Raw genomic sequence first — 23,073 nt, 5'->3', positions numbered from 1 at the left:
GGAATGGCGAACGCATCGGTCTATGCAGTGCTGCTTGTCGCGATCGTGCTGGAGGTCGTCGGTACGACGGCCCTGCAGATGTCGCAGCAGTTCACTCGTCTCGGCCCGACGGTGGTTCTGGTGGTCTGCTACGCGGCTGCCTTCTATTGCCTTTCGGTAACGTTGCGGGTCATCCCGGTGGGCATTGCCTATGCCATCTGGAGCGCGCTCGGCATCGTGCTGATTTCGATAGTGGGGGTGGTGCTTTTCCGCCAGAAACTCGATCTCGCCGCCATCATCGGCCTCGCGCTGATCATTGTCGGGGTGCTCGTCGTAAACCTTTTCTCAAAATCCGTGTCGCACTGAAAACAGAGGTGTAGTTCATGGTTGCTTTTGCCTTTGTCAAATCGCTGTGGAGGCATTATGTCTTGCCAAAATAGGCTGACGGAGGCTTGAAATATGGCGCTTTCCCAAAGCGCTTTGGATCGCATAACCTATTCAATATCAATGGTATCAGAGGAGTGCCGTAATGACTATTCGTGCCGTCGTATGGGGCGAGAACATTCATGAGCAGACAAACAAGATCGTCGCCGAGATCTATCCGGAAGGCATGCACAGCACCATCGCAAAGGCGCTCAATACGGATGCCGGTATTCAGGCAACCACTGCAACGTTGCAGGAGCCGGAGCATGGCCTCAGCGAAGCTCGCCTGAAGGATACCGACGTTCTGCTGTGGTGGGGCCACAAGAACCATGGCGGCGTCGCGGACGAGGTCGTCGAGCGCGTGGCCAAGCGAGTATGGGAAGGCATGGGGCTCATCGTCCTGCATTCCGGCCACTTCTCCAAGATCTTCAAGCGCCTGATGGGCACGCCTTGCGCGCTGAAATGGCGTGAGGCCGGCGAGCGCGAACGTCTGTGGGTCATCAATCCGCGCCATCCGATCGCAGCCGGTCTCGGCGAGCATTTCGAGCTTGAGAACGAGGAAATGTATGGCGAGCAGTTCTCCGTTCCGGAGCCGCTGGAAACCGTGTTCATCTCCTGGTTCCAGGGCGGCGAAGTCTTCCGTTCGGGCATGACCTGGCGCCGTGGCGCCGGCAATATCTTCTATTTCCGCCCCGGCCACGAGACCTATCCGACCTATCACAACGATACGGTTCACAAGGTTCTCATCAACTCGGTGAAATGGGCCTACAACCCGCTCGGTACGCAGGCCAGCATCCACGATGCGCCGAACGTGCCGGTCGAAAAGGCACTGGAGCCGATCGTCGAGCGCGGCCCGAGACTCCACCAGGCCGGCGAAGCCGGTTATCGCTGAGGTATCAGATGCGTCTCATAGTAGTTGGCACGGGCGGCATGGCGAAGAACCATGTGGAGCATTTCGCCCGCATTCCTGGCGTCGAAATCGTCGGCGCCGTCGATACGGATGCGACGAGGCTCACCGCCTTTTGCGATACGTTCGATATCAAGAAGCGCTTTTCGTCGCTGGACGAGGCGCTGGCTTGGGGCGAGTTCGATGCGGCGACCAACGTCACGCCGGACAAGGCTCACAACCCGACGACGTTGCCGCTGCTTGCCGCCGGCAAGCATGTTCTCTGCGAGAAGCCGCTCGCGGAGAATTATGAAAAGGCACTCGAGATGACGGAAGCTGCCGAGAGGGCAGGGGTCGTCAACATGGTCAACCTGACCTATCGCAATGTCGCGCAGCTGCAGAAGGCGCGCGAGATGGTGATTTCGGGCGAGATCGGCACGGTCAAGCATGTGGAGGCTTCCTATCTGCAGAGCTGGCTGGTCTCCAAGGCGTGGGGCGATTGGCGCAGCGAGTCCAAGTGGCTGTGGCGCCTGTCGACCGGGCATGGTTCGAACGGCGTTCTCGGCGATATCGGCATCCATATCCTCGACTTCGCCGCCTATGGCGCCGCGACGGATATCGACCACGTCTTCGCCCGCCTGAAGACCTTCAACAAGGCGCCTGGCGAGCGTATCGGCGAGTATACGCTCGATGCGAACGACAGCTTTTCGATGGCTGTCGATTTCGCCAACGGTGCGCTTGGCGTCGTGCATGCGAGCCGCTGGGCGACGGGGCACCTGAACGAGCTGAAGCTGCGCATTTACGGCGAACGCGGCGGCCTGGAAGTATCTCACAGCCCGAACGGCTCCGAGCTGCGGGGTTGCCTCGGCGATGACACCGAAACGGCAACGTGGAGGGTCATCGAAGTGCCACCGGTGCTGACCAACTACCAGCGTTTCGCCGAAGCCGTCATGACCGGCAGCAGCCAGGACCCAAGCTTCCGCCACGCAGCCAACTTGCAGCGCGTGCTGGATCTTGCCATGGTAACGGAAACCGAGCGGCGCGAACTGAAGGTCTGAAGCCACGGACCACCTTCAGGCAAGGCCTTGGGAGTGCAAGCATGTCTACCGAGGAAAAAGTTGCCAGCCACTACACGCATGGATCGCTGGAAACGGCGATCCTGCAAAGCCTTGCTGAAAACGGCAAGGATATCGACAATCTGCGTCTCCGCGATCTGGCCGACGTCGATGAGTTCCATCTGGGGCGGCATGCGGCCACGGTGGATTTCGCGCGCGATCTCGATCTGTCCGCCGGCCTGCGGCTTGCCGATATCGGATCGGGGCTGGGCGGACCCGCCCGCCATTTTGCCGATGCCTATGGATGCAGCGTATCGGGCATCGACCTCACCGATGAATTCGTTCAGGTCGCCAATTCGCTCACGGTCCGCTGCGGCATGGCGGACCAGGTCTCCTTCCGGCAGGGGAGTGCCTTGGACCTGCCCTTCGAGAGCGGCAGCTTCGATCGGGCAACGCTCATTCATGTCGGCATGAACATCGAGGACAAGGCGGGGCTGTTCGTCGGGATCCGCCGCATTCTCAAGCCGGGCGGTCGTTTAGGGCTCTATGAGGTCATGCAGATGCGTGACGGCGCGCTTCCCTTTCCGATGCCCTGGGCGATGGAGCCGGAGACGAGTTTTGTCCGCAGTCCCGATGTCTATCGCCATCTGCTGGAGGAGGCCGGCTTCAGGCTCGAGCTGGAGCAGGATCGCAGCGCCCTGGCGATCCGGCTGGCACATGAGGCGCGGGCCAAGGCCGCCGCAGGCGGCGGCCGAAACCAGGGCTTTCGCACGCTGATGGGGCCGCGCGCCGGCGAGCGGAGCGGCAATGTCAACATATCGGTCGAAGGCGGCTTGCTCGCGCCGATCGAGATGATCGCCAGGGCCGTTTGAAGGCATGGCAGCTGATGCTTTTGGCCGCAGTCCGTTGACAGTGGCGGGCCTGTTTCTATATTGAAATATCAACGGTAATGGATTTCTGCCGGGCCATGTGGCCGAACCGCTGCTCTGATTTTTCCAGGGAAGCTGATGACTCCTACTCAAGGCGCCTGAAAGGCGAAGGAGTGGAGTCGTGTCTTTTTTCTTGCCGTTATCCCGTTCATATTTCCTATCCAGTATCCCCGCAAGACCGTCCATCGGCTTCGCGGGAGGGGCAAAATGATGTCCGCATCCGTATACTTCCATCATCGCTTTCAGCAATTTCGCAGCCTGTTCAAATGGATCATCCTGGTCGTGCCGATGGCTGTCGTTGTCGGCTCGCTCTGCGCGGCGTTCCTCTGGAGCCTGGACAAGGCAACCGCGACGCGCTTCGACCATCCCTGGCTGATTTTCCTGATGCCGGTCGCCGGTTTTCTCATGGTGCTTGTCTATCAGCGCTTCGGTCGCGGGTCGGAAGGCGGCAACAATCTGATCGTCGACCAGATCCACGAGCCTGGGGGCGGCGTGCCGTTGCGCATGGCGCCCTTCATTCTGGTCTCGACGGTCCTGACGCATCTGGTCGGAGGTTCGGCGGGCCGCGAGGGGACGGCCGTGCAGCTTGGCGGCAGCATTGCCAGCGCCTTCGCGAAGACCTTTCGGCTCAGCCACGCCGAGATCCGGATTCTTCTCATGGCGGGCATAGCGGCGGGCTTCGGCGCAGTGTTCGGTACGCCGATCGCGGGGGCGGTCTTCGCTCTCGAGGTATTGACGATCGGGCGTATGCAATATGAGGCGTTGATCCCCAGCCTTGCGGCCGCGATCGCGGCCGACTGGACCTGCCACGCCTGGGGTATCGAGCATATCCAGTATCAGATCGGCTACCTTGCCGGCACCCCGGCCAGCAGCTTCCATCTCGATGCGTTGCTGCTTGTCAAGGTCGGCATTGCCGGTGTCCTGTTCGGCCTGGCGGCACGCTGCTTCAGCGAGGTCTCGCATATGGCGTCTGCGGCCTTCAAGCGCTTCTGCGCCTATGCTCCGCTGCGGCCCGTGATCGGCAGCGCGGTGCTGATCGGTCTCGTGTACCTTTTAGGCACCCGGCAATATCTCGGGCTTGGCGTCTGGTCGCCCAATCCCGGCGATGCGACGATCCTCGGTTTCTTCGATCCGGCCCATGTCGACTACTGGAGTTGGTTCTGGAAGGCGGTCTTTACGATCGTGACGCTCAGCGCCGGCTTCAAGGGCGGTGAGGTGACGCCGCTTTTCTTTATCGGCGCGGCGCTCGGCAATGCGCTTGCCGCCATTCTGGGCGCGCCCACCGATCTCTTTGCCGGATTGGGCTTTGTTGCCGTCTTTGCCGGCGCGACCAACACGCCGCTCGCGTGCATGATCATGGGCATCGAGCTGTTCGGCGCGACGCATACCGTCTATCTCGCCGTGGCCTGCTTCCTTGCCTACATCTGCAGCGGGCATACCAGCATTTATCTGTCCCAGCGTCTCGGCATCGCCAAGAGCGCAGTCTCCGGGCAGATTCCTGCCGATATGCCACTTCGCTACATTCGGGAACGCGGCCTGGAGACGCGGAGAAAGAATACCCATAAGATCGAAAGGGTCTGACGCAAGGATCGGTGGAGGTTGTCGTGCTCTATCTTATCGTGTTTCTCGGTGCCGGAGTGGGCGGCGCATTCCGTCTCGGCATCAACGAGGTCGCCGCCCGCCTGCTCGGGATCGAATTTCCATTCGGCACGCTCATCATCAATGTCCTCGGGGCGTTCATCATGGGGCTGCTGACGGAATATTTCGTCTTTCGCGGCGGTGTGTCGCAGGAGGTGCGATTGTTTCTGACAACCGGCGTTCTGGGTGGATTCACGACGTTTTCGACCTTTGCACTGGAAAGCGTCGCGCTCTGGGAGCGCGGCCAGTGGGTGCCGGCCATTGCCTATGTGATCCTGTCGGTTTTGCTGTCGATCGGCGCTCTGATTGCGGGACTTGCAATTGTCCGGCTAATAATTCAGGCTCAAACCGTATAGTGATACGGCGTCGATCGATCTCGCCGTATTTTTGCCGATTCTGAGGTGAATTCCTCTCGGGAATCGCCGGAGACTCATTCCAGGACAAACCACCGCTCGTTGTGGAGGGACTCTCTTGCGAAATTCGACTAATCAACTCATATAATCGACTATTGCAATCACCGCATAACAAAGGAGTCGGGTGTCAATCGGGAAGGGACAGGCGAATATCCCAAGTTTCGATCCTGTTGCCCCTTCGGGATTCGCATGCAGATTCCCCGGGCCAAGACTTTCTCCCTGGACAGCCCTTAGAGACAGACATGACGGAGAGCCCCTTGAGCGCACCTGCTCCCACTTCCAATCAATCTCCCAGCCCGGAACAGACCTTCGGCACCGCCGGCATCGCTCCGATGGATCGTGCAAGCGCGATGACGCGCTTCTTCATGGGCATCGTTGCCTGGGCCGAGCGGCTCAATCTCAAATATGCCAAACTCGGCAATCCGCCTGTCTATGACAACGCGACTTTCCCCTGGGCCGCCGAGATCGAGAAGGATTACCCCGCGATCCGCGCCGAGCTCGAAAAGGTGCTGCTGCGCCAGAGCGAGCTGCCGACCTTCCAGGACATTTCCACCGACGTGAAGACCATTTCGACCGACACGCGCTGGAAGACCTTCTTCCTTCTCGGTTTCGGGGTGAAATCGGAGCAGAATATCAAGGCGTGCCCGAATACCTGGGCGGCGGTGCAGAAGATCCCCGGATTGACGACGGCGATGTTCTCCATTTTCGAGCCGGGCAAGCATCTTCCCGCCCATCGTGGCCCCTATAATGGTGTGCTGCGTCTGCATCTCGGGCTGATCGTGCCGGAGCCGAACGAGAAGCTCGCCATCCGCGTCGACAAGCAGGTTTGCCATTGGCAGGAAGGCAAGGCGCTGATCTTCGACGACGCCTATGAGCACGAGGCCTGGAACCATTCCGACAAGACCCGTGTGGTGCTCTTCGTCGATTTCGTCAAGCCGCTGAAATTCCCGGCCCGCTTCGTCAACTGGGCCTTGATGAACCTGGCGATCTTCACGCCCTTCATCAAGGAGGGCCTCGACAATCACAAGGAATGGGAAAAGAAGTTCTACGCCCAGGCAGAGGCGTTCAGAAATCGTCCGAAGGCTTGATCCAGCCGGCAGGTGAAGTAACGAAAACCCCGAAATCCACAGGGATTCCGGGGTTTGTTTTTTTGTTCGCCGAGCTTAACCGTCAGGCCGGCTTATCCGTCTCCTCGGTATCTTCGTCGTAATATTCTTCGTCCGGCTGTTGGGCATTGGTCTTGCCGTCCAGATTGCCGAGCAGCGCGGAGATGGCGTTGTCGCCGTCGAAGCCGGCCTCCTTCAGCAGGCGGTCGAGGATAGGCTTGTTGGCCTGGTAGGAGAGCAGCTGGCCGGCAAGACCTTCGCCGAGACCGACGCCGCTGCCGCCGTTCGCGCCGTTGCCGTTGCGGCCGAGCATGCCGCCGGTGTCGAAGATCCGGATATCGGAGATCTTCTCGATCGGCTTGACCGCTTCGGCAAGTGCGGCCGGTACGATACGGATGCGCTCGCGGGTGATCTCGAATTCGATGATGGCGGGGCTGAGCTTGTTGCGGGCTTCGTTGAGCAGCGCTTCACTCTCGGCGGTCGCCTTACCGGTTTCCAGAATACCCTTGGCCTTGATGATCGCAGCATCGGCCTCGGCGGTTGCCAGCGTCTTGATGGCGTCCGCCTGGTCGATGGCCGCCTGCTTTTCGGCTTCAGCGGCAATCGTGACGGCCGTCGCCTGGGTCTGTGCGCGCTTCTGCGCGTCGATCACGGCGATCTGCTTTTCACGGTCCGCGATTTCGACGGCCTTGGCGGTGCCGACCTTTTCTTCGGCGGCGATCGCAAGCGCGCGGGCGGCTTCAGCCTTTGCCCTGGCTTCCGACTCCTCGCGGCTCTTGTTGGCAACCGCGATGGCGCTTTCCTGTGCGACGATCTGGTTGTCACGGCGAGCTTCGGTCTCACGCTGCTGCACGGCGCGAGCCGAGTCGATGTTGGCGGATTCACGGGCCTGCTTTGCGGCGGCCTCGCGTTCTGCGATGGCCTGTTCGGAGGCGATGCGTGCTTCCTCTTCGGCACGCTTGGCTGCCTGCTCCTGCTGGGCGGTTTCAGCGCGGGTGGCGGCCGACTTGTTGGCGATGTCGCGCTGCTGGTTCAGCTCGGCCTCGCGCTTGGTCCGCTCGATGGTGAGCGATTGCTGGCGAGCCTCGAGGTCCTTCTGGGCAATGGCGACTTCGGTATCGCGAACGACTTCGTTGCGCTCCTTCTTGCGGGCCTCGGTGACGCGGGTCAGCGCGGCAAGGCCGTGCGCGTCGAAGAAGTTGTTGGCGTTGAAATGCCTGATATCGGTCTGGTCGAGGCGCGTCAGCGACACGGATTCCAGTTCGAGACCGTTGGATTGCAGGTCTGAGCCGACGGCATCCTGCACGGCCTTGACGAAATCCATGCGCTGCTCCTGCAGGGCGTCGAGGCTCATCGTGGCCGCGACCGAACGCAGGCTGTCGACGAACTTCGCCTCGATCAGCTGGCGCAGCTGCTCGCTGTCGTTCGTGCGGTTGCCGAGCGTCTGGGCGGCGAGCGCGATCGAGGAGCTGTCCGGCTTGACGCGGACATAGAACTCGGCGCCGATATCGACGCGCATGCGGTCCTTGGTGATCAGCGCGTCGTTCTCGCCGCGCTGCACTTCCAGGCGCAGGGTCTTGAGGTTGACGCGGGCGATCGAGTGGAAGATCGGCAGGACGACGGAGCCGCCGTCGAGCACGACTTTCTGACCGCCGAGGCCGGTCCGTACATAGGCCTCATCCCGGCTCGAGCGGACATAGAGCGAGGCAAGGACAAAGCCGATCCCGAGGATCAGGACGAGGCCGATGCCAGCGGGAAGAATAAGGTCGTAAATGCCGTTCATGAAGGTTGCTCCGTAGAGGATTTATCATCGGATCCCACAAGGTCCGATGGGGCGGAAACTGCGATGAAGATGTCGGCCTTGCGGTCGACAAGCAGAACTTTGGCGCCGATCGGCAAGGGGCTTTCGCCCTTGGCGGCGCAGGTGCGCAGCTGATGCCAGTTGCCATGTGCGTCCTTGACGCCGACGCGCCCGGGCAGGCCCTGATCCAGAGGGCCGATGGAAACAATGCCGGTGCGGCCGACGAGATCGGCAGTGTCGACGGCATAGGTTTCATCGCGCGGCACGATCCTGGCGATCGTGCGCGTCGAACGCCGGACCAGGGGGACGGTGACGAGAAAGGCCGGAGGAGCGGCGATGATCGCCGGCAGCGGCGCCCAGACCATGTCGGCCACGGTCTGGATGGCAAAACCCGTCACAGCGAAGATGCCCAGGACCAGCATGATCAGGATCAGCAACGGCACGCCGCCGATGTTGATCCATGACAGCAGGCCGGCGAGCACGCCGTCATGACCTTCGAAATGCGGCTTGCCGATGAGTTCGCTCAGCGAGAAGCCGAGCAGCAACGACAGGATTTCGATGACGGTCAACCCGATCAGGATCATGGCCGCTATGGCAAAAGGCGCACATTCGGGTGCGAGGAAGAGGTGCATCGTTTACTGGCCGTTGGCCTTGAAGCGGGCAAGGCGTGCTTCGATGGCCTGCTCCCGGTGCAGGCGGTCGAGCTCATCGAGCTCGGCACTGGTGGCTGGTTCGCCCGACGGTACGTCGGTCAGGCGCGAGACGGCTGCTGCCGCGCGGGCTGCCCCGGCTGTCGGCGTTGCGCGCGGATTTCCGCCCGCTGCTTCCTCGGGCGCATGGCGGGCAATGCTGCGCTTGAAATCGACCAGCCGCGCTTCCGCCTCGCGGCGGGTTGCAAGCACGGCCTGAAGCGCCTTCTGGCCCTCGTCGATCTGCGCGTTTGCATCCGCGAGAGCCTTGTCGAGCGCGGCGGTCTGGGCTTCGAGATCGATCTGGCGCGCGACGCCGGCCTTGGCGAGATCTTCGCGGTCGGCGGAGATCGCGAGCCGGATCTTTGCCTCGAGAGCCGCAAGATCCTCGACGATTTCGTTGCGGCGGCTCTGGATGCGGTATTCCTCGGCGCGCGCCTTGCCGAGATCGGCGCGCGCTTCGTCAGCGGCCGCATCGATCTCGCGCAGCGCCTGCTCGATGACGGCGACCTTGTTGGCGCCTTCTACGGTGTCGACCGCGGCATTGGCGAGGCCTGCGATCAGTCGTCCCATGCGGGAAAGAATGCCTTCATGCATCGTCATGTTATCCTCCGTTCGGGGGGAGTTTGGTGTTACCCCGATGTGAATCGCATAGTGGCCGCCATCGGCGATCAGGTAGGCGGGGATATTGCTGTCCCAGCCCTTGAAATAGCCGGCCACGTCGAAGGGCACGGCAACCCGGCCGTGCACCGTCGAGATTGTCAGGTCTGACGGACCCTTGATGGCAAAGAGCTTTTCATCCAGCGGCAGCCGGCTCAGATCGGCAGGCTCGCCGCGATTGGCCGCAAAATCACGCAGGCCGAGCGTCACGAGGCGCGCGGGCAAAGCTGTGCGTTCGCGGATGGTCTCATAGGCAAGATCGTGAAGCGTGACGAGGTTCGCGCCGGCTTTGTCCGGAACGATCTCTGCCAGCAGCTTCATCATCCGCCCGTATGCGGCAAAGGTATCGTCCAGCGCCTGGCGCGCTGCATCACTGGGAGCGAGATCGTATCGCAGACGAGAGCGGTGCGTTGGTGCGTGTGCCTTAGCCATGCATACAAGTAAAGCACCGCTCAGGTGCTTTTCAAGGGATCACGGCATCAAACATGAATGAATTGTAATGAACGATGGGCCGCATAGGTTGCAAAAACTTGATGCTTCACGCTTCCCATAGGCGGCAAGTCGGGAAAATCTTCGCGCATATGTAGTGAGCGGGTCCAGAAAAAACCATAGCCACGCAAGCAACGCGGCCTGTCGGCCGCGCTGGATCACTCATCATGGATTGAAGCCGCGTCTAAATCGCGCGTGCGGCTACTTTACGGTCCGCACGATCGCCGCACCGGCGGTCATGCCGCCCCCGAAGGCCACCAGACCAAGGTTCAGGGGCTCGGACCGTTCGTTGGCGACATGCAGCATGGCAAGCGGAATGCTTGAGGAGCTGGTGTTGCCATAGGTCTCGATGACGCTCAGCGCCGGGCGGCCACTGCGCTTGGCAATGGTGTCGATGATGCGCTGGTTGGCCTGATGCGGCACAAGCAGATCGAGATTGGCAAGCTCGATACCGGCATCGACGCAGGCGTTTTCGATCGATCGGGTCATCGAATGGACGGCTTCGGTGAAGACCGAGCGGCCGTTCATGGCGATGACGCCATCGTCCGGGAGCGGCACGTAGAGCAGATCTCCCGGCTCCGGCCGGCCGCTGACGATGGGTCGGCTGGCGGTAAAGAGCGGGTTGCGCGCCATGTCGCGGCTGGTCACGAGGCTGGCCGTTGCGGCGTCGCCGAAGAGTATCGCGGTGGAGAAATCGTTCATGTCGAGCAGCGGCGACAGGACTTCCGAAGTGATGATGAGCACCTTGGCGTCGTTTTGCTGCGCGATGAAATCATGGGCCTGCTGGAGCGCGTAAAGATAGCCGGAGCATGCCGCGCCCATGTCGTAGGCTGCAAGCGAAGGCCGCACGCCGTCTTCGGCGACGGCAACCGCGACGCGGCTTGCGAGCGACGGCGTGGCGATATCAGGCGTTCCTGTCGCGGCAATCACCAGATCGATATCGTGGATCGAGATCTGGTTCTGCCGCAGCAGATCGCGCGCAGCCTTCGTGGCGAGGCTCAAGGTGCCTTCGCCGGGGCCGATCCAGAAGCGGCTCTTGATGCCGGTCAGTGCGAAGATTTCCTCAGCACGCCGGTTCGGCCAATTGTGGATGATCTCTTCATTGGAGACGCGGCGGGCGCCCGTCGCGAAACCGATGCCGTTGATGGCGATTTCGGAGAAGTTGCCGGAATGGCGGCGCAGCGTTGGAATGACATGCGATTTCAGGCGACGCAGCACGAACTTGTTCTGGATTTCGGACGCGAGCGCAAAATTCTGCTCGCTCAGATCGCGATTGGCGTCGACCGTCAGAAGCGGGCTGTCCGTGGCGATCTGGTCGCCGATCTTGGCGAAGACTTCCTGCACCACGCCGCCGATATTGGCGCAGATCTCGACCGATGCCTTGGTCGCCTCGACGACGGCGACGAGCTGACCGACTTCGATCTTGTCTCCGGGCTTGACGAGCATATCCGTCACCAGGACATTTTCGTCGGCCGGACCGGAACCGATCGCCTTGATGGCAGCCGTCGGACCGCTGTCGTCTTCTTCGTGCCAGGTTACCTCGCATTCGAGGACCTCGGCCATCAGGTCGACCAGCTTGCGATAGGAGGGCAAGGTTTCAAGCTGATTGCGGAAATTGAAGGGGATGTGGGCGTCAGAACGCGCGAGCCTGCGCACGACGACGGGCACATCGGTCTTTTCGGTAACGGTGGCAATGATTTCCGCACCCATGCCAACGGTGCGGTTGTCCTCGTGGACGACGATCAGGCGGCGGGTGCGCCTTGCGCTTGCCAGCACTTCCTTCTCATCCCAGGGTGAGATCGAGCGAAGATCGATCACTTCCACGGAAAAGCCCTGGGCCTCGAACGCGCTTGCGGCATTGGCGCAGAGCGAAACGGTGTTGCCGTAGCTGACCAGGGTGATATCGCGGCCGCGGGCGACATGGCGCGACAGGCCGGGATGGACAAAATGCTTGTCGAGATCCTCGGAGGTGCGGCCGTCGGAATTGTTGAGGACAGCCTTGGGATAGAGGAAGACCGTGGGGCGGCGCGACTCGAAAGCGGCGTTGAGCAAGCCGGCGGCATCGCCGGCGCTGGACGGCATGACGACGTCTATGCCCGGCGTGTGGGCCAGCATTCCCTCGAAGCTCTGGGCATGGAACGGGCCGAGGCCAGGCTTGTAGCCGCCGCAGCTCACCATCAGGATCACCGGGGCTTCCCAGGCGCCGTTGGTCCGCCAGAACATGCTGCCCATTTCCGAGACGATCTGGTTATAGGCAAGCGGCAGGAAATCGGCGAACTGCAGGAAGGCGACGGGGCGCTGGCCGGCCAGCGCCCGGCCGACGGCGGTGCCGACGATGGTGGATTCGGTGAGGGCGGCGTTGCGCACGCGGCCGGGATATTTGTTGCTGAGGCCGCGGGTGACGCCGAAGACGTCGCCCTTCGGATCTTCGATGTCTTGCCCGAAGAGAACGACTTCCGAATTGGCGGCGAGCTGCTTGTCGAGGACGACGTTCAGCGCCTCGCGCATCGTCAGCGTCGATGCGCTCTCGTTGCCGCGATATTCCCTCTTGCTTTCGAAGGAGGCAGGATAGGGAGCCTTTGCTTCCGGCTCGACCTTGGGGGCATCTTCCTTGCGGGCAAGCGCGGCTTCCGCCTGCACTTCCGCTATCAGTTCCTGTTCGATTTTCTGAAGCGCGTCGGCATCGACACCCGCCTCATGCAGCATTGCCCGCAAGCTCGGCAGCGGATCGCGCGAGGAGCCCGCCTCGATTTCGAGCAGCGTGCGATAGGTCTTCTGATCGTCGGCATTGGTGTGATCGGAGAGACGTTCGACGTTCAGCAGCACGATGCTTGGCGTGCGGTTGTTTCGGCTGTGGCGGACGGCCTTGCGGAAAGCATCCCGCGATGCCGCCAGATCGTCTCCGTCGGTGCGAATGATGTCGATGCCGTAGAAGGAGGAAGCCGGGCCGTCGGGGAGGTCGAAAAACGTCTGCCTGCTCGTGCGCGTCGAGATGGAGAAGCTGTTGTCCTCAATGACGAACACGACCGGATATTGGCTGCGCACGGCCTCGGCGACCGCTTCAAGGAATTCGCCCTGCTGCGTGGTGCCGTCGCCAACGCAACAGATGGCGATCGGCATGCCGGGCTTGTTCTTCAGCGACGCGCCGACGCCGACGGCGTGCAGAGCGTTGTTGCCGACAGGGCCGACGATCGACGTGATGTTGAGAGCGCGGGATGAAAGATGCGCGCTCATCTGCCGGCCGGCGGAATGGGAATTGGCGGTAGCGAGCAGGCTGGAGAAAAACTCGCGAATGGGCATGCCGCGGGCCAGCATCAGGGCCTTGTCGCGATAATGCAGATGCAGCCAGTCGTCGTCGTGGAGGAATTCGTTGAGCAGCGCCGTAGACTCATGTCCGGCGCCGGAAACATGAAAATGTGCTATGCCTTGCTTGATGAATTCACGCTCAAGGCGGTCTATTTCTCGGGAAATGAAAAATATTCTATGAAGTTGCTTGAGGTATTCTCTTGTAAACCTCCCTTCCATCTCAATGATTTTCCTAATCTTTCGCCTAATTCGATTTCAGGGACCCTAGGTAGACCCCTGAGCTGCCTTTTTCAATACACGTTCCATGACAATATCTTCCCGCTTTGAAACGGAAATTTGCATAGTGTCGGGCTGAAGTTTTTCCGGATGTTTCTATCCACAAGGCATGTTCGACGAAGCACTTGCCGGATGCCGAAGGTGTGCTCCATCGAAAGCCTGCTAGCCGGACTTGCGGATCGAGGCGTTGGCGCGCTGCCTTGCCGCGGCCGCCTTCGCTGCTTGTTCTTCCTTTAAGATCAGTTCCTTGGGCTTCTTGCCGATGATCTCCTTGCGGCCCTTCTTGGAGAAGGGTTGCGCAAGCTGGGCGAGGAAGCCGTTGGCGACCTTGCCGGTGATGCCGATGTTCGTGGAGGAGGGGCGTGGCGGGTTGTAGAAGGTCCCGAGAAGCTGGTCCCAGATCACGAGGTTTTCCCCATAATTCGTATTGCCTTCGGCAAGCACCTTCGAATGATGCCAGCGATGCAGGCGCGGCGTGGAGAAGATGAGGTCGAGCGGTCCGGTGCGCATGTCGATGTTACAATGCGTGAGCAGACCGATGAAAGCCGTGACCGCACCGATCCAGAGGAAGACCGGTAAAGGCGCGCCGAGCAAGTAAAGCGGAATCTGCCCGAGCGCGATCTTGAACAGCGTGTCGATGACGTGGAAACGGCCTGTGTTGATGACCCAGAGGCGTTCGACGCTGTGATGCAGGGCGTGAAAGCGCCATAGTGACAGATGCTCGTGTGCCAGGCGATGCGCCATGTAGAGACCGAATTCGGCGATGACGAGGCCAAGCGCCACCTGGAATATCATCGGCCACTGGTCCGGCCAGAAATGCGAGTGATAGCTCAGCGCCGGCTGTGCAACGGTCGCGACCGCCATGGGAAAGGACGTACCGATCGCGGCGGCAATCTGCACGCCTCCCTTGTTCAGCAGCGTGTGGGCGACGTCGTTGAAGGTTTCGTTGTCGCGCTTCAGCCAGGTCTTTTCATAGGGCATGAGCCGCTCGAACAGGGCAATCACCGCCACCGTCGAAAGATAGACGACGTTGAACCAGAGCAGATGCATGTCCGAGTTGAAGGCGAAATAGGCGCCGGTCAATCCGGCGCACAGGATGGCGGGCCACAACAGGGAGGAAACAGCAGCGTAAAGACGCGAACTGCTTTGCAATCTCATTTCATCGTCCTCAGATTCTGGTCAGCGAAAAATTTACGCGGGAGTATGGGCGATATGTAGCGCGATGATTGTGGAGTCGAAAGCGAAATTTTTCCGTTCGCCGGCGACGGCCGGTTAGGTGGGAGGTCGAGTCATGCGGATAGAGCAAGCGGGGCACGGGCATTTGGAGGGTTGGGCGCGCTTGCGCACGGAGCTCTGGCCCGATGGTTCGTTCGAACATCATCGCGCGGAGCTGGCGCAGTTTCGCTCCAATCCGAATGGTGTTGCGTTCGTGGCGATCGATTCTGCCGGTCATGTCGTCGGTTTTGCTGAAGCGACATTGCGGCACGATTACGTCAATGGCTGCGAAACGTCTCCGGTTCTCTTCCTCGAAGGTATCTATGTGCGCAGCGAGAATCGGCGTGAGGGGATTGCACGGGCGCTTTGCCGGTCTGTCGCCGCATGGGGGCGGGCTGCCGGCTGCAGGGAGTTCGCCTCGGACGCGCTGGTCGACAATCTTGCCAGCCATGCCTTTCATGCCGCGCTCGGCTTTATCGAAACCGAGCGCGTGGTCTATTTCCGCAAATTCCTATAGGTCAGGGCTGGAGGGACAGACTTGGCCTATCAGAATGCCAGCCTGGTTTTCTGATGCCCGGCCTCGTCGAAATTCTCCGGGGCCAGCCAGCGCTCGTAGCCGGCCTTCAGCCGTGGCCAGTCGGAGTCGATCATGGCGAACCAGGCGGTGTCGCGATTTTTACCCTTCGCGACCATATGCTGGCGGAAGATACCTTCGAAGACGAAGCCGAACCGTTCGGCCGCCCGTTTCGACGGTTCGTTGAGGTTGTTGCACTTCCATTCGAAGCGGCGGTAGCCGAGCGTATCGAAGACGTAGGATGCGAACAGATAGAGGGTTTCGGTCGTCACGCGGCTGCGGGCGATCGCAGGCCCCCACAGGATGCTGCCGATCTCGATGACGCCATGCGTATTGTCGATCCGCATCAAAGCCTGCCGGCCTTCGGCGCGGCCCGTTCGCTTGTCGATCGTCGCGAAGAATAGCGGATCGGTGCCGGACGCCGCTTTCTCGAGCCAGGGAGTAAAAGCCGCACGGTCGGCCGGCGCATCCTCAAAGAGGTAGCGGAAGCGGTCTTCCGCGCCCGGTGCCTGGGCCGATGCGAAAAGATCCTCGCCATGGCGGGCCGGATCGAGCGGTTCTATCCTGGCATAGCGGCCGTCGAGGGTAATGCGTTCGGGGCGAGCCACGCCCTTCCAGTTCGTGAGGTCCATGTCAAAGTCCTTTGGTCATCAAATGCAGTCTAGCGAAGCCGGCCGGATTGTATCAGCTCTGCAAGCGATTGGGGCAGTTCTATCCCGTCGGGCAAGCCGGGCGCCGGCTGGGGTGGCACCAGACGGCTTTCGATGGGCAGGACGCCGGCCCAGACGGGATGATCTGCCTCGTCGCTATCGCCGGGCGGGCCGTTGCGGATCTTGGCGCTGGCCTCATCGATTTTCATCCGCAACACCGACGTTGCCTTCACCTCCTGCCTCGTCATCGGCCTCAGGCTGTCCCAGCGACCGGGAAACAGGTCATCGACGAAGCGGCGCAGCGCATCGGTCTTTTCCTCGACATCATCGACCAGGCGGGCCGTGCCGAAGACCATGGCCGAGCGATAGTTGACGGAATGATTGAAGGCCGAGCGGGCAAGCACGTAGCCGTCCATGATGCTGCAGGTCAGGCAGACAGGCATGTCTTCCGCTGCGCGCAGGAAGCGGCTGGCGGCCGAGCCGTGCCAATAGACGTAATCGCCCTCGCGCCAGTGCAGGGTCGGCGTCACATAGGGCGCACCGTTGATGACATAGCCGACGTGACAGAGCGGCGCGGCATCCATAATGGCATGGACGTCGGCGTGGGCGTGGCTGCCGCGCTCCGGGCTGCGCCGCACGCGGGTACGCTCGGTTGCTGGATAATCCTTGGTATCTGGCGGGCAGTGATCGGCCATGTCTTCCTCATCGATTGAGCGTTGATCTCTGCCAGCAAAGAGGTAGGCTATAAATAGCCAGTTTTTTGATTTTTAGCAGACCAGTTGAGGTTTCATGGTATCCGCGGCACGATGGCCGGCACTCGACCGCACGTCAGGCGATCTGGAGGGACAAGTCTATCGGCTGATGCGCGACCGCATCCTTCACGGGCAGATGCCGGCCGGGCAGCGTGTACCGTCGACGCGGACGATGGCCGTTTCGCTCGGCGTTGCGCGCTCGACCGTGGTCAATGCCTATGAACGCCTGAAGGCGGAGGGTTATCTGCAATCGGCAACCGGCGCCGCCACGCGTGTCGCGGCTTTCCCGACGGCGCCACTATCCGGGCAGGCCGCAGCGCCGCCGCCAAACCTGCCACGCGTTACGGAATTCAAAACCGGAGGATTGTTCGAACCCGGAGTGCCTGACGTTTCCGCCTTTCCGCATGGCGCCTGGGCGCGCTGCCTCGGGGCCAGGGCTCGTTCGCTGCGGGTGCATGATCTCGGCTATAGCGATCACGGCGGCGTTCATGAGTTGCGCGAAGCCATCCTCGATCATGTAGCGGCGACGCGCGGCGTGGTCGCCCGTCCCGAACAGGTCGTGATCGTACCGTCGACGGGTGCCGCGATCGGACTGCTTGCGAGCGTGTTGCTGCATCCCGGTGATCCCGGCGGTAACGTGGTCTGGATGGAGGAACCGGGTTATGCCAGCGCGCAGGCGATCTTGCGGATGGCCGGAGCCGAACTCGTGCCGGTGCCTTGCGATGCCGAGGGCATCGATATTGCGCGCGGTGCCGGGCCTGCGCCGAAGCTGATCTATGTCACGCCTTCGCATCAATATCCGACGGGCGTGACCATGAGCCTGACGCGCCGTCTCGCCCTGCTCGAGTTTGCCCGGGCCAATGGCGCGATCGTGCTGGAAGACGATTACGACAGCGAGTTCCAGTATGCGTCGCGCCCGATCGCCGCCTTGCAGGGCATCGATAGCGGCGAGGTGGTCGCCTATATAGGCACTTTCTCAAAGACGCTCGCGCCTGGCCTGCGTGTGGCCTATGCCGTCGTCCCCTCCCGGCTCGTGACGGCCATCGAGGCTGCGCAACGGCTTAGAGGCGCTGTCGTGCCGATCCATATCCAGGCAGCGCTTGCCGATTTCATGCGCGAGGGACGGTTCCGCGCGCATCTGAGACACATGAACGGTATTTATGCGGAGCGCATGGCGGCAACCGTCTCTGCGCTCGATCGCCATTGCGGCGCCTGGCTCGAGGTCGGAGGGGGTGGCGGCGGGCTGCAGCTGGCAAGCTGGTTTCGGGATGTCGGGGCCGGCGATCTTGCCGTTGCACGAACCATCAATGCCCACGGTTTCGCCGTGCGGCCGATATCGGCGCTGTATCTCGGTCCTGCGCGGCCGGGGCTGCTGCTCGGCATCGCCCGCATGGAGGCGCAGGCGGCGGACGCGGCGGCGGCGAAGATTGCAAGACTGCTCGCGGCGGCGCCGGTCAGCGCCTGAGGAACATCGCCCGGTATTCCCGTGGCGTCATGCCCTTCAGCGCCTTGAACTGCCTGTTGAAATTGGCGAGCGAGGCATAGCCGACCGCATCGCCGATGTAATGGACGGCCTGATCCGTGGAGGAAAGGCGGGCGCAGGCATCGCCGATGCGCATGCGCATGAGATAATCCGATATCGTCCCGCCGGTATGGCGGCGAAACATGCGGTGCAGGCCGGAGACGCTGAGCGCTGCGATATCGGCCAGTTCATCGAGGCCGATCGCGCGGGCATAGTGAAGATGCATATGCGTCAGGACACGGTCTATGCGGTCGCGGCTTTCCTTGATGTCCGGCGCCTGCGCCGGTGCGCTGGCAAGCGGCGTGGCATGCCGGTCTTCCGCAACCCTGACCAGGATGCCGAGCAATGACAGCAGGCGCTCGACGGGCGGCTTTTCGAAAATGGTTTCGAAGGCGGGGCGGACGGCTGCGGAGGTCGCCGCCGAGAAGCGCAGGCCGTTGTCTCCATGCTGCAGCATCGTTTCGATCGATCGGAATTCGACGGCGCCGCCCGTCATCTGCAGCAGCCACTCACGATTGAACCAGAGCACCAGCGCGATATGCGGCGTCTGTTCCTCGATCTTGGCGCGCGAAACCCAGCTGTGCGGCAGGTTGGGACCGACCAGCACGAGATCGCCGTCGCCATAGTCCCCGCTGTGATCGCCGATGAAGCGCTGCCCGATGGAGTTCAGCGTGAGCGTCAGCTCGAACTCCGGATGATGATGCCACTGGAAGGGAATGCAGTCGTCAAGCCGGCGGTTCAACATGCTCCAGGATGCTTCCGGCGAACGGGGCAGGACTTCGAGATAGGGCCTCATGGGGCGTCCATAATGCTAACGAAGCCAGAATAGTATCAGAATTGGCCAGAGCCGGGCAACATCGAAGCGCCGCTTGCGGCTACAAGTTTTCCGTCACCCGAAACCAAAGGGGTAGCCAAGATGGAGGAAACCGATGCAGCCTGCCTTGAAACGAGATGCTCACCCGACCGCATCCACGGTTACGACGCAACTGAAGGATATCGAGAAGACATTGCCGCTCAGGGTGCTGTCGAAGGACGATTGGCAGCATTGGATCACGAAGGGCTATGTGATCGTGCGTCAGGCCGTGCCGGCGGCGAATGTCGAGCGGCTTGCCGACGTTTTGTGGCGTTTTGACGAGAAGGACCCGAACGATCCCTCCACCTGGTATGCGCCGCAGCGGCGCGAGCACAAGATGAAGGAGCTCAACAATACCGGCATGCTGGAGATCTACAATCACCAGTACCTCTGGGACAACCGCATGGAAAAGCGGATCTACGATGTCTTCGTCGACATATGGGATCGCGAGGATCTGTGGGTCACCATCGATCGCGCCAATCTCAACCCGCCGAAGAAGGTGAAGGGCAATCCGAACGGCTTCATCCATTGGGACGTCGACACCTCGATCCGCCCGCTGCCGATCGGCGTCCAGGGCGTGCTCAGCCTGAAGAAGCAGGATGGCGATGTCGGCGGGTTTCAGTGTGTGCCGCAGCTCTTCGAGCATTTCGAGGAATGGGAAAAGACGCAGCCGGCCGATCGTGATCCGATGCATCCCGACATGACGGGATTGTCGGTCGTCAACATCGATATGGAGCCTGGCGACCTGATGATCTTCAACTCGCTGCTGGCGCATGGCGTTCGCCCGAACCATTCCGACAACCGCGTTCGCATGGCGCAATATATCTCCATGCATCCGGCCGAATACGACAATGTCACGGAGCGCGAGGAGCGCATCCGTCTCTGGCGTGAGCTCGACTCTCCGAAGCGCGATGCCTTTCCGGGCGACCCCCGCGAATGGGAAAAGCACAATGCGACCACGGCCGCGCTAACGCCGCTGGGTGAGAAGCTGCTGGGTCTCAAGCCCTGGTAAGTGGCTTAAGATCGACTTCCTGAAAGACATCGAGCGGCTCTGGGCCGCTCGAAACGTTTATGAAGACGTGGCGATTGCTGCGCGAGCGTCAGACTTCGTTCCAACGGCGGATGACAGGCTCGGTCAGATCATGTTCGTAGCCGAGGACGCTGATGCTCGTGGTGTCGAGAACCAGATGCTCGCCGCCCTCCGGCGGCAAGCCGACCCAGCGGGCGGCGAAGACGCGCAGGAAATGGGCGCTGGAGAAGATCAGAACGGACCCGTCGATGCCGCGAAGTTCGCCGATGATCCGGTCGGCGCGCGCGCCGACATCGGCTGCAGTTTCGCCATTCGGGCAGCCGTCGCGAAAGACCTGCCAGCCTGGGCGTTCGGCCAGGATCGCCTTGGTGGTGATGCCCTCATAGGCGCCGTAATCCCATTCCGCCAGATCGTCCTTGACGACGCGCCGGTCGCCGAAGCCGGCCAACGCGCAGGTGTTTTGTGCGCGCTGCGACGGGCTGGACCAGACGGCGGCGAAATCGATGGCGGGCAGGCGACCTGCGACCTTGCGGGCAGCTTCCTCGCCGGCCGCAGTCAGGGGAATATCGGTCCGGCCGGTATGCCTGCCGGAGAGGCTCCACTCCGTCTGTCCGTGCCGTACGAGATAGACTTCGGGATAGGCGCTGCTCATGCCGTTTCTCCTTTTCGCTGAGGCTGCGGAATTCTTCGCATCTGCGAACGGTTCTGTCGAGAATTAAAGCTGGACGGAAGGTGGCACGACAACAGCCTGCAAATCCAAGGCTTTGCAGGCTGTTGTGAATCTCATCACTTCGCGGCGCGGCGAACGCTGTGGAGCAGGATGGCTAGGCAGCCGAGCAGCAGGAGGAACGCGCCCGCGAGCGGCGGCATGGCAAGAAACTCGACCGCTCCGGCAATCGCCAGGATGAGGATCAGGGAGAGGGTGGCGAGGCTGCCGTCATCGATGAACATGCCGATGAGTTCGGAAAGGATGATGCGCAAGACGGTCATCGGGCTACCTTTGCTGCTGGGTTGCCGTTGGAGGCGCGCACGCCTCGTATGATGGCATAGGAGGCGAGCGAGACGATCGCGAAGATGGCGATCAAGGAGAGGTCGCCTCCCGGCCAATGCGCGCCGATGCCCTCGCCGGTCCAGAAGATACCGAAGCTGGTGAGCATGAGGCCGACGACGAATTTCAGGGTATTTTCCGGCACGCTGGCAAGCGGGCGGTGAACCAGTAGCCCGATCAGCATGACAAGCACGAAGGCGGCCAGCGCGCCAAGGCCGGCATAGAGCGTCAGGCCATGCGCGCCGCCGACTGCGATGACGATGAAGACCACTTCGACGCCTTCCAAGAGCACCGCCTTGAAGGCGGCGAGGCCGGCGAGATAATCGGCCCGGCGATCCGTGGATTGCGCTTGCAGCGAGGTCGTCTCTTTCAAGTAGGCTGCTTCCTCGTCATGCAGGGGGATGACGCCGAGCGAGCGAAGAATGGCTTTGCGCAGCCAGCGCATGCCGAACAGGATGAGGAGAACACCGACGACGAATTGCAGCGTCTCGATCGGCACCAGCGTCAGCAACGGCCCGAAGATGACGACGAGGGCGGCCAGCACGGCAAGGGCAAGGGCGGCTCCTGTCAGGGCCGGGCGCCAGCTTCGGGTGACGCCAACGGCCAGCACAATGGTAAAGGCCTCCACGACCTCGACGAACGAGCCGAGAAAGGAAGCCGTCACGGTGGAGAGAATGGGTGTGAGGCTGTTCATGAAAAGATTCCCGAATGACGATTAGGGATTTGAATTCGCAAGCTATTTTCCAAGGGGATTTTCTTCATGTCCTGGATGAGCTTGCGCGTTGGGCAGTCGAGTCTGGCGCTTTCGTCGCGCTCATTTGCGTTTCCTCGTGCCGCGTTTGCTCCATGCCTTGTCGATAGCGCCACGCAGCTGGCTGAGCTGGTCGAGGCTGTCGCTGGCACTGTCCTTGCCCTTTGCCGCCAGTGCGACGATCAGGGATTCGATCAGCACAAGCGTACCGCCATGCATGGCGAGGTGGCCGGCATTGCCGCGCGGGACGGGCAGGATTTCAGCCACCTTGTCGGCAACCAGCGGGCCGAGGTCGTCGCTGACGAGGATGACCGGCACGCCACGCTTGCCGGCGTGTTCGAGCAGCACCTCGACTTCGCGATAGAGCGGCGCATAGGCCATGACAAGCACAACATCGCCTTCGCCTATCCAGAGCAGGCGGTCGGCGAGTGCAACGCCGGAGGCCGAGAGCGCGCTGGTCGGCAGGCCGATGCGATTGAACTGCAGGCTGGCATAATCCGCCATGGCACCGGATGGCCCGATGCCGAAGACATGACGGCGGGCAGCGTTTGCCAAGATATCGACGCAGCGCTCGAAGCTTGCTGCAAATTCCTCCTGGCGCAGGACGTCCAAAGACTTCTCGTGCATGCCGATGACGTGACGAAGCGCATCGCCCGCCCGGCTGCCCGTTTCAGCCAGCGTGCGTTCCAGCCGTAAGCGGGGCGAAGGGGTTCCCGTCAGCTCCGCAAGCAAGGCCGCGCGCAGCGCCGAGAGGCTTTCGAAGCCGAGGGCGCGTGCGGTGCGCACGACCGTGGCGTCGCTGGTGCCCGCAAGCTGCGCGATCTGCGCCGCCGAATTCAGCAGCGCGGCCTGCTTCTGATCGACGAAGAAGCGGGCAATGCGTTGCTCGGCGGGCGCCAGCGTGGCAATCGCGCCGAGAACGCGATCGTCGAAACTTTGTAGGTCTTGGGTCTTCTCAGACATGCTGTCGCTGCCATGTAGTGAATATTACCGATATCTGTATAGGTAGCATTTACTACAAGAGAAAG

At 61.7% G+C, this 23,073-nt stretch carries 22 protein-coding genes and 1 riboswitch; of the genes, 10 read left to right on the top strand and 12 right to left on the bottom strand.

Annotated elements, in window-relative coordinates; translation table 11 throughout:
* Positions 1–3: 3 nt before the first annotated feature.
* From GR212_RS10250 to GR212_RS10220, 7 genes are all read left to right on the top strand, one after another.
* Positions 4–345: a DMT family transporter gene (locus GR212_RS10250; RefSeq protein ID WP_163986386.1), complete on the top strand. Its 342-nt coding sequence runs from the start codon at positions 4–6 to the stop codon at positions 343–345.
* 163 nt (positions 346–508) lie between these two features.
* Entirely contained in the window at positions 509–1,294 is a 786-nt protein-coding gene (locus GR212_RS10245; protein ID WP_163986385.1) for a ThuA domain-containing protein, read from the top strand.
* Between the two features lie 8 nt (positions 1,295–1,302).
* Positions 1,303–2,346: a Gfo/Idh/MocA family protein gene (locus GR212_RS10240; protein ID WP_163986384.1), complete on the top strand. Its 1,044-nt coding sequence runs from the start codon at positions 1,303–1,305 to the stop codon at positions 2,344–2,346.
* 41 nt (positions 2,347–2,387) lie between these two features.
* Positions 2,388–3,215 (top strand): class I SAM-dependent methyltransferase, encoded by an 828-nt coding sequence (locus GR212_RS10235; protein ID WP_163986383.1) that lies wholly within the window; start codon positions 2,388–2,390, stop codon positions 3,213–3,215.
* 64 nt (positions 3,216–3,279) lie between these two features.
* Positions 3,280–3,367, top strand: a riboswitch (Fluoride riboswitch).
* Positions 3,368–3,482: 115 nt separating this feature from the next.
* On the top strand, positions 3,483–4,853 hold the full coding sequence (locus GR212_RS10230; protein WP_163986928.1) for a voltage-gated chloride channel family protein: 1,371 nt from the start codon (positions 3,483–3,485) through the stop codon (positions 4,851–4,853).
* A gap of 23 nt (positions 4,854–4,876) precedes the next feature.
* On the top strand, positions 4,877–5,266 hold the full coding sequence (gene crcB / locus GR212_RS10225; RefSeq protein WP_163986382.1) for a fluoride efflux transporter CrcB: 390 nt from the start codon (positions 4,877–4,879) through the stop codon (positions 5,264–5,266).
* A gap of 299 nt (positions 5,267–5,565) precedes the next feature.
* Complete coding sequence (locus GR212_RS10220) at positions 5,566–6,411, top strand: aspartyl/asparaginyl beta-hydroxylase domain-containing protein (RefSeq protein ID WP_163986381.1); 846 nt, start codon at positions 5,566–5,568, stop codon at positions 6,409–6,411.
* An 82-nt stretch (positions 6,412–6,493) separates the two neighbouring features.
* Here the strand turns inward: GR212_RS10220 and GR212_RS10215 are convergent, their stop codons facing one another.
* The 5 genes from GR212_RS10215 to GR212_RS10195 all read right to left on the bottom strand — a co-directional run bounded on the left by GR212_RS10215 (position 6,494) and on the right by GR212_RS10195 (position 14,808).
* On the bottom strand, positions 6,494–8,212 hold the full coding sequence (locus GR212_RS10215; protein ID WP_163986380.1) for a flotillin family protein: 1,719 nt from the start codon (positions 8,210–8,212) through the stop codon (positions 6,494–6,496).
* Entirely contained in the window at positions 8,209–8,862 is a 654-nt protein-coding gene (locus GR212_RS10210) for an OB-fold-containig protein (RefSeq protein ID WP_163986379.1), read from the bottom strand. Before GR212_RS10210 ends, GR212_RS10215 begins: the two co-directional genes overlap by 4 nt.
* A 3-nt stretch (positions 8,863–8,865) precedes the next feature.
* Positions 8,866–10,011 carry a PspA/IM30 family protein gene (locus GR212_RS10205; RefSeq protein ID WP_163986378.1) on the bottom strand — a complete coding sequence of 382 codons (1,146 nt, stop codon included), beginning with the start codon at positions 10,009–10,011 and terminating at the stop codon, positions 8,866–8,868.
* A gap of 258 nt (positions 10,012–10,269) precedes the next feature.
* The gene (locus tag GR212_RS10200; RefSeq protein WP_163986377.1) at positions 10,270–13,593 is read right to left on the bottom strand and encodes a thiamine pyrophosphate-dependent enzyme; all 3,324 of its coding nucleotides are present in this window, start codon (positions 13,591–13,593) and stop codon (positions 10,270–10,272) included.
* Positions 13,594–13,812: 219 nt separating this feature from the next.
* Positions 13,813–14,808, bottom strand: coding sequence for a sterol desaturase family protein (locus GR212_RS10195; protein ID WP_163986376.1), 996 nt, complete (start codon positions 14,806–14,808; stop codon positions 13,813–13,815).
* Between the two features lie 133 nt (positions 14,809–14,941).
* Here GR212_RS10195 and aac(6') point away from each other — a divergent pair, with 133 nt between their 5' ends.
* The gene (gene aac(6') / locus GR212_RS10190; protein WP_163986375.1) at positions 14,942–15,382 is read left to right on the top strand and encodes an aminoglycoside 6'-N-acetyltransferase; all 441 of its coding nucleotides are present in this window, start codon (positions 14,942–14,944) and stop codon (positions 15,380–15,382) included.
* 29 nt (positions 15,383–15,411) lie between these two features.
* On the opposite strand, the gene GR212_RS10185 is transcribed toward aac(6'), so the two are convergent.
* On the bottom strand, positions 15,412–16,071 hold the full coding sequence (locus tag GR212_RS10185; RefSeq protein ID WP_163986374.1) for a GNAT family N-acetyltransferase: 660 nt from the start codon (positions 16,069–16,071) through the stop codon (positions 15,412–15,414).
* A 29-nt stretch (positions 16,072–16,100) separates the two neighbouring features.
* On the bottom strand, positions 16,101–16,784 hold the full coding sequence (locus tag GR212_RS10180; RefSeq protein WP_163986373.1) for a pyridoxamine 5'-phosphate oxidase family protein: 684 nt from the start codon (positions 16,782–16,784) through the stop codon (positions 16,101–16,103).
* A gap of 94 nt (positions 16,785–16,878) precedes the next feature.
* Between GR212_RS10180 and GR212_RS10175 the strand changes: the two genes are divergently transcribed.
* A complete protein-coding gene (locus tag GR212_RS10175) occupies positions 16,879–18,306 on the top strand; it encodes a PLP-dependent aminotransferase family protein (protein WP_163986372.1) in 1,428 nt (475 codons plus the stop codon).
* Here GR212_RS10175 and GR212_RS10170 read toward each other — a convergent pair.
* Complete coding sequence (locus GR212_RS10170) at positions 18,296–19,159, bottom strand: helix-turn-helix domain-containing protein (protein WP_163986371.1); 864 nt, start codon at positions 19,157–19,159, stop codon at positions 18,296–18,298. The two genes, GR212_RS10175 and GR212_RS10170, sit on opposite strands and share 11 nt — an antisense overlap.
* Before the next feature lie 133 nt (positions 19,160–19,292).
* Here GR212_RS10170 and GR212_RS10165 point away from each other — a divergent pair, with 133 nt between their 5' ends.
* On the top strand, positions 19,293–20,228 hold the full coding sequence (locus tag GR212_RS10165; RefSeq protein ID WP_163986370.1) for a phytanoyl-CoA dioxygenase family protein: 936 nt from the start codon (positions 19,293–19,295) through the stop codon (positions 20,226–20,228).
* 88 nt (positions 20,229–20,316) lie between these two features.
* On the opposite strand, the gene GR212_RS10160 is transcribed toward GR212_RS10165, so the two are convergent.
* The 4 genes from GR212_RS10160 to GR212_RS10145 form a co-directional block, all read right to left on the bottom strand.
* Positions 20,317–20,898, bottom strand: a complete 582-nt coding sequence (locus GR212_RS10160; RefSeq protein WP_163986369.1) for a histidine phosphatase family protein — start codon at positions 20,896–20,898, stop codon at positions 20,317–20,319.
* A 134-nt stretch (positions 20,899–21,032) separates the two neighbouring features.
* Positions 21,033–21,236: a hypothetical protein gene (locus GR212_RS10155; RefSeq protein WP_163986368.1), complete on the bottom strand. Its 204-nt coding sequence runs from the start codon at positions 21,234–21,236 to the stop codon at positions 21,033–21,035.
* Positions 21,233–21,988, bottom strand: a complete 756-nt coding sequence (locus GR212_RS10150) for a COG4280 domain-containing protein (protein WP_163986367.1) — start codon at positions 21,986–21,988, stop codon at positions 21,233–21,235. Before GR212_RS10150 ends, GR212_RS10155 begins: the two co-directional genes overlap by 4 nt.
* A 120-nt stretch (positions 21,989–22,108) precedes the next feature.
* Positions 22,109–23,008, bottom strand: coding sequence for a MurR/RpiR family transcriptional regulator (locus GR212_RS10145; RefSeq protein ID WP_163986366.1), 900 nt, complete (start codon positions 23,006–23,008; stop codon positions 22,109–22,111).
* Between the last annotated feature and the right edge of the window lie 65 nt (positions 23,009–23,073).

The organism is Martinezella lusitana (assembly GCF_010668395.1).
Taxonomy (GTDB): domain Bacteria; phylum Pseudomonadota; class Alphaproteobacteria; order Rhizobiales; family Rhizobiaceae; genus Rhizobium; species Rhizobium lusitanum_A.
The sequence above is the reverse complement of the archived record's forward strand: the minus strand, read 5'-3'. Positions and strand labels throughout refer to the sequence as shown.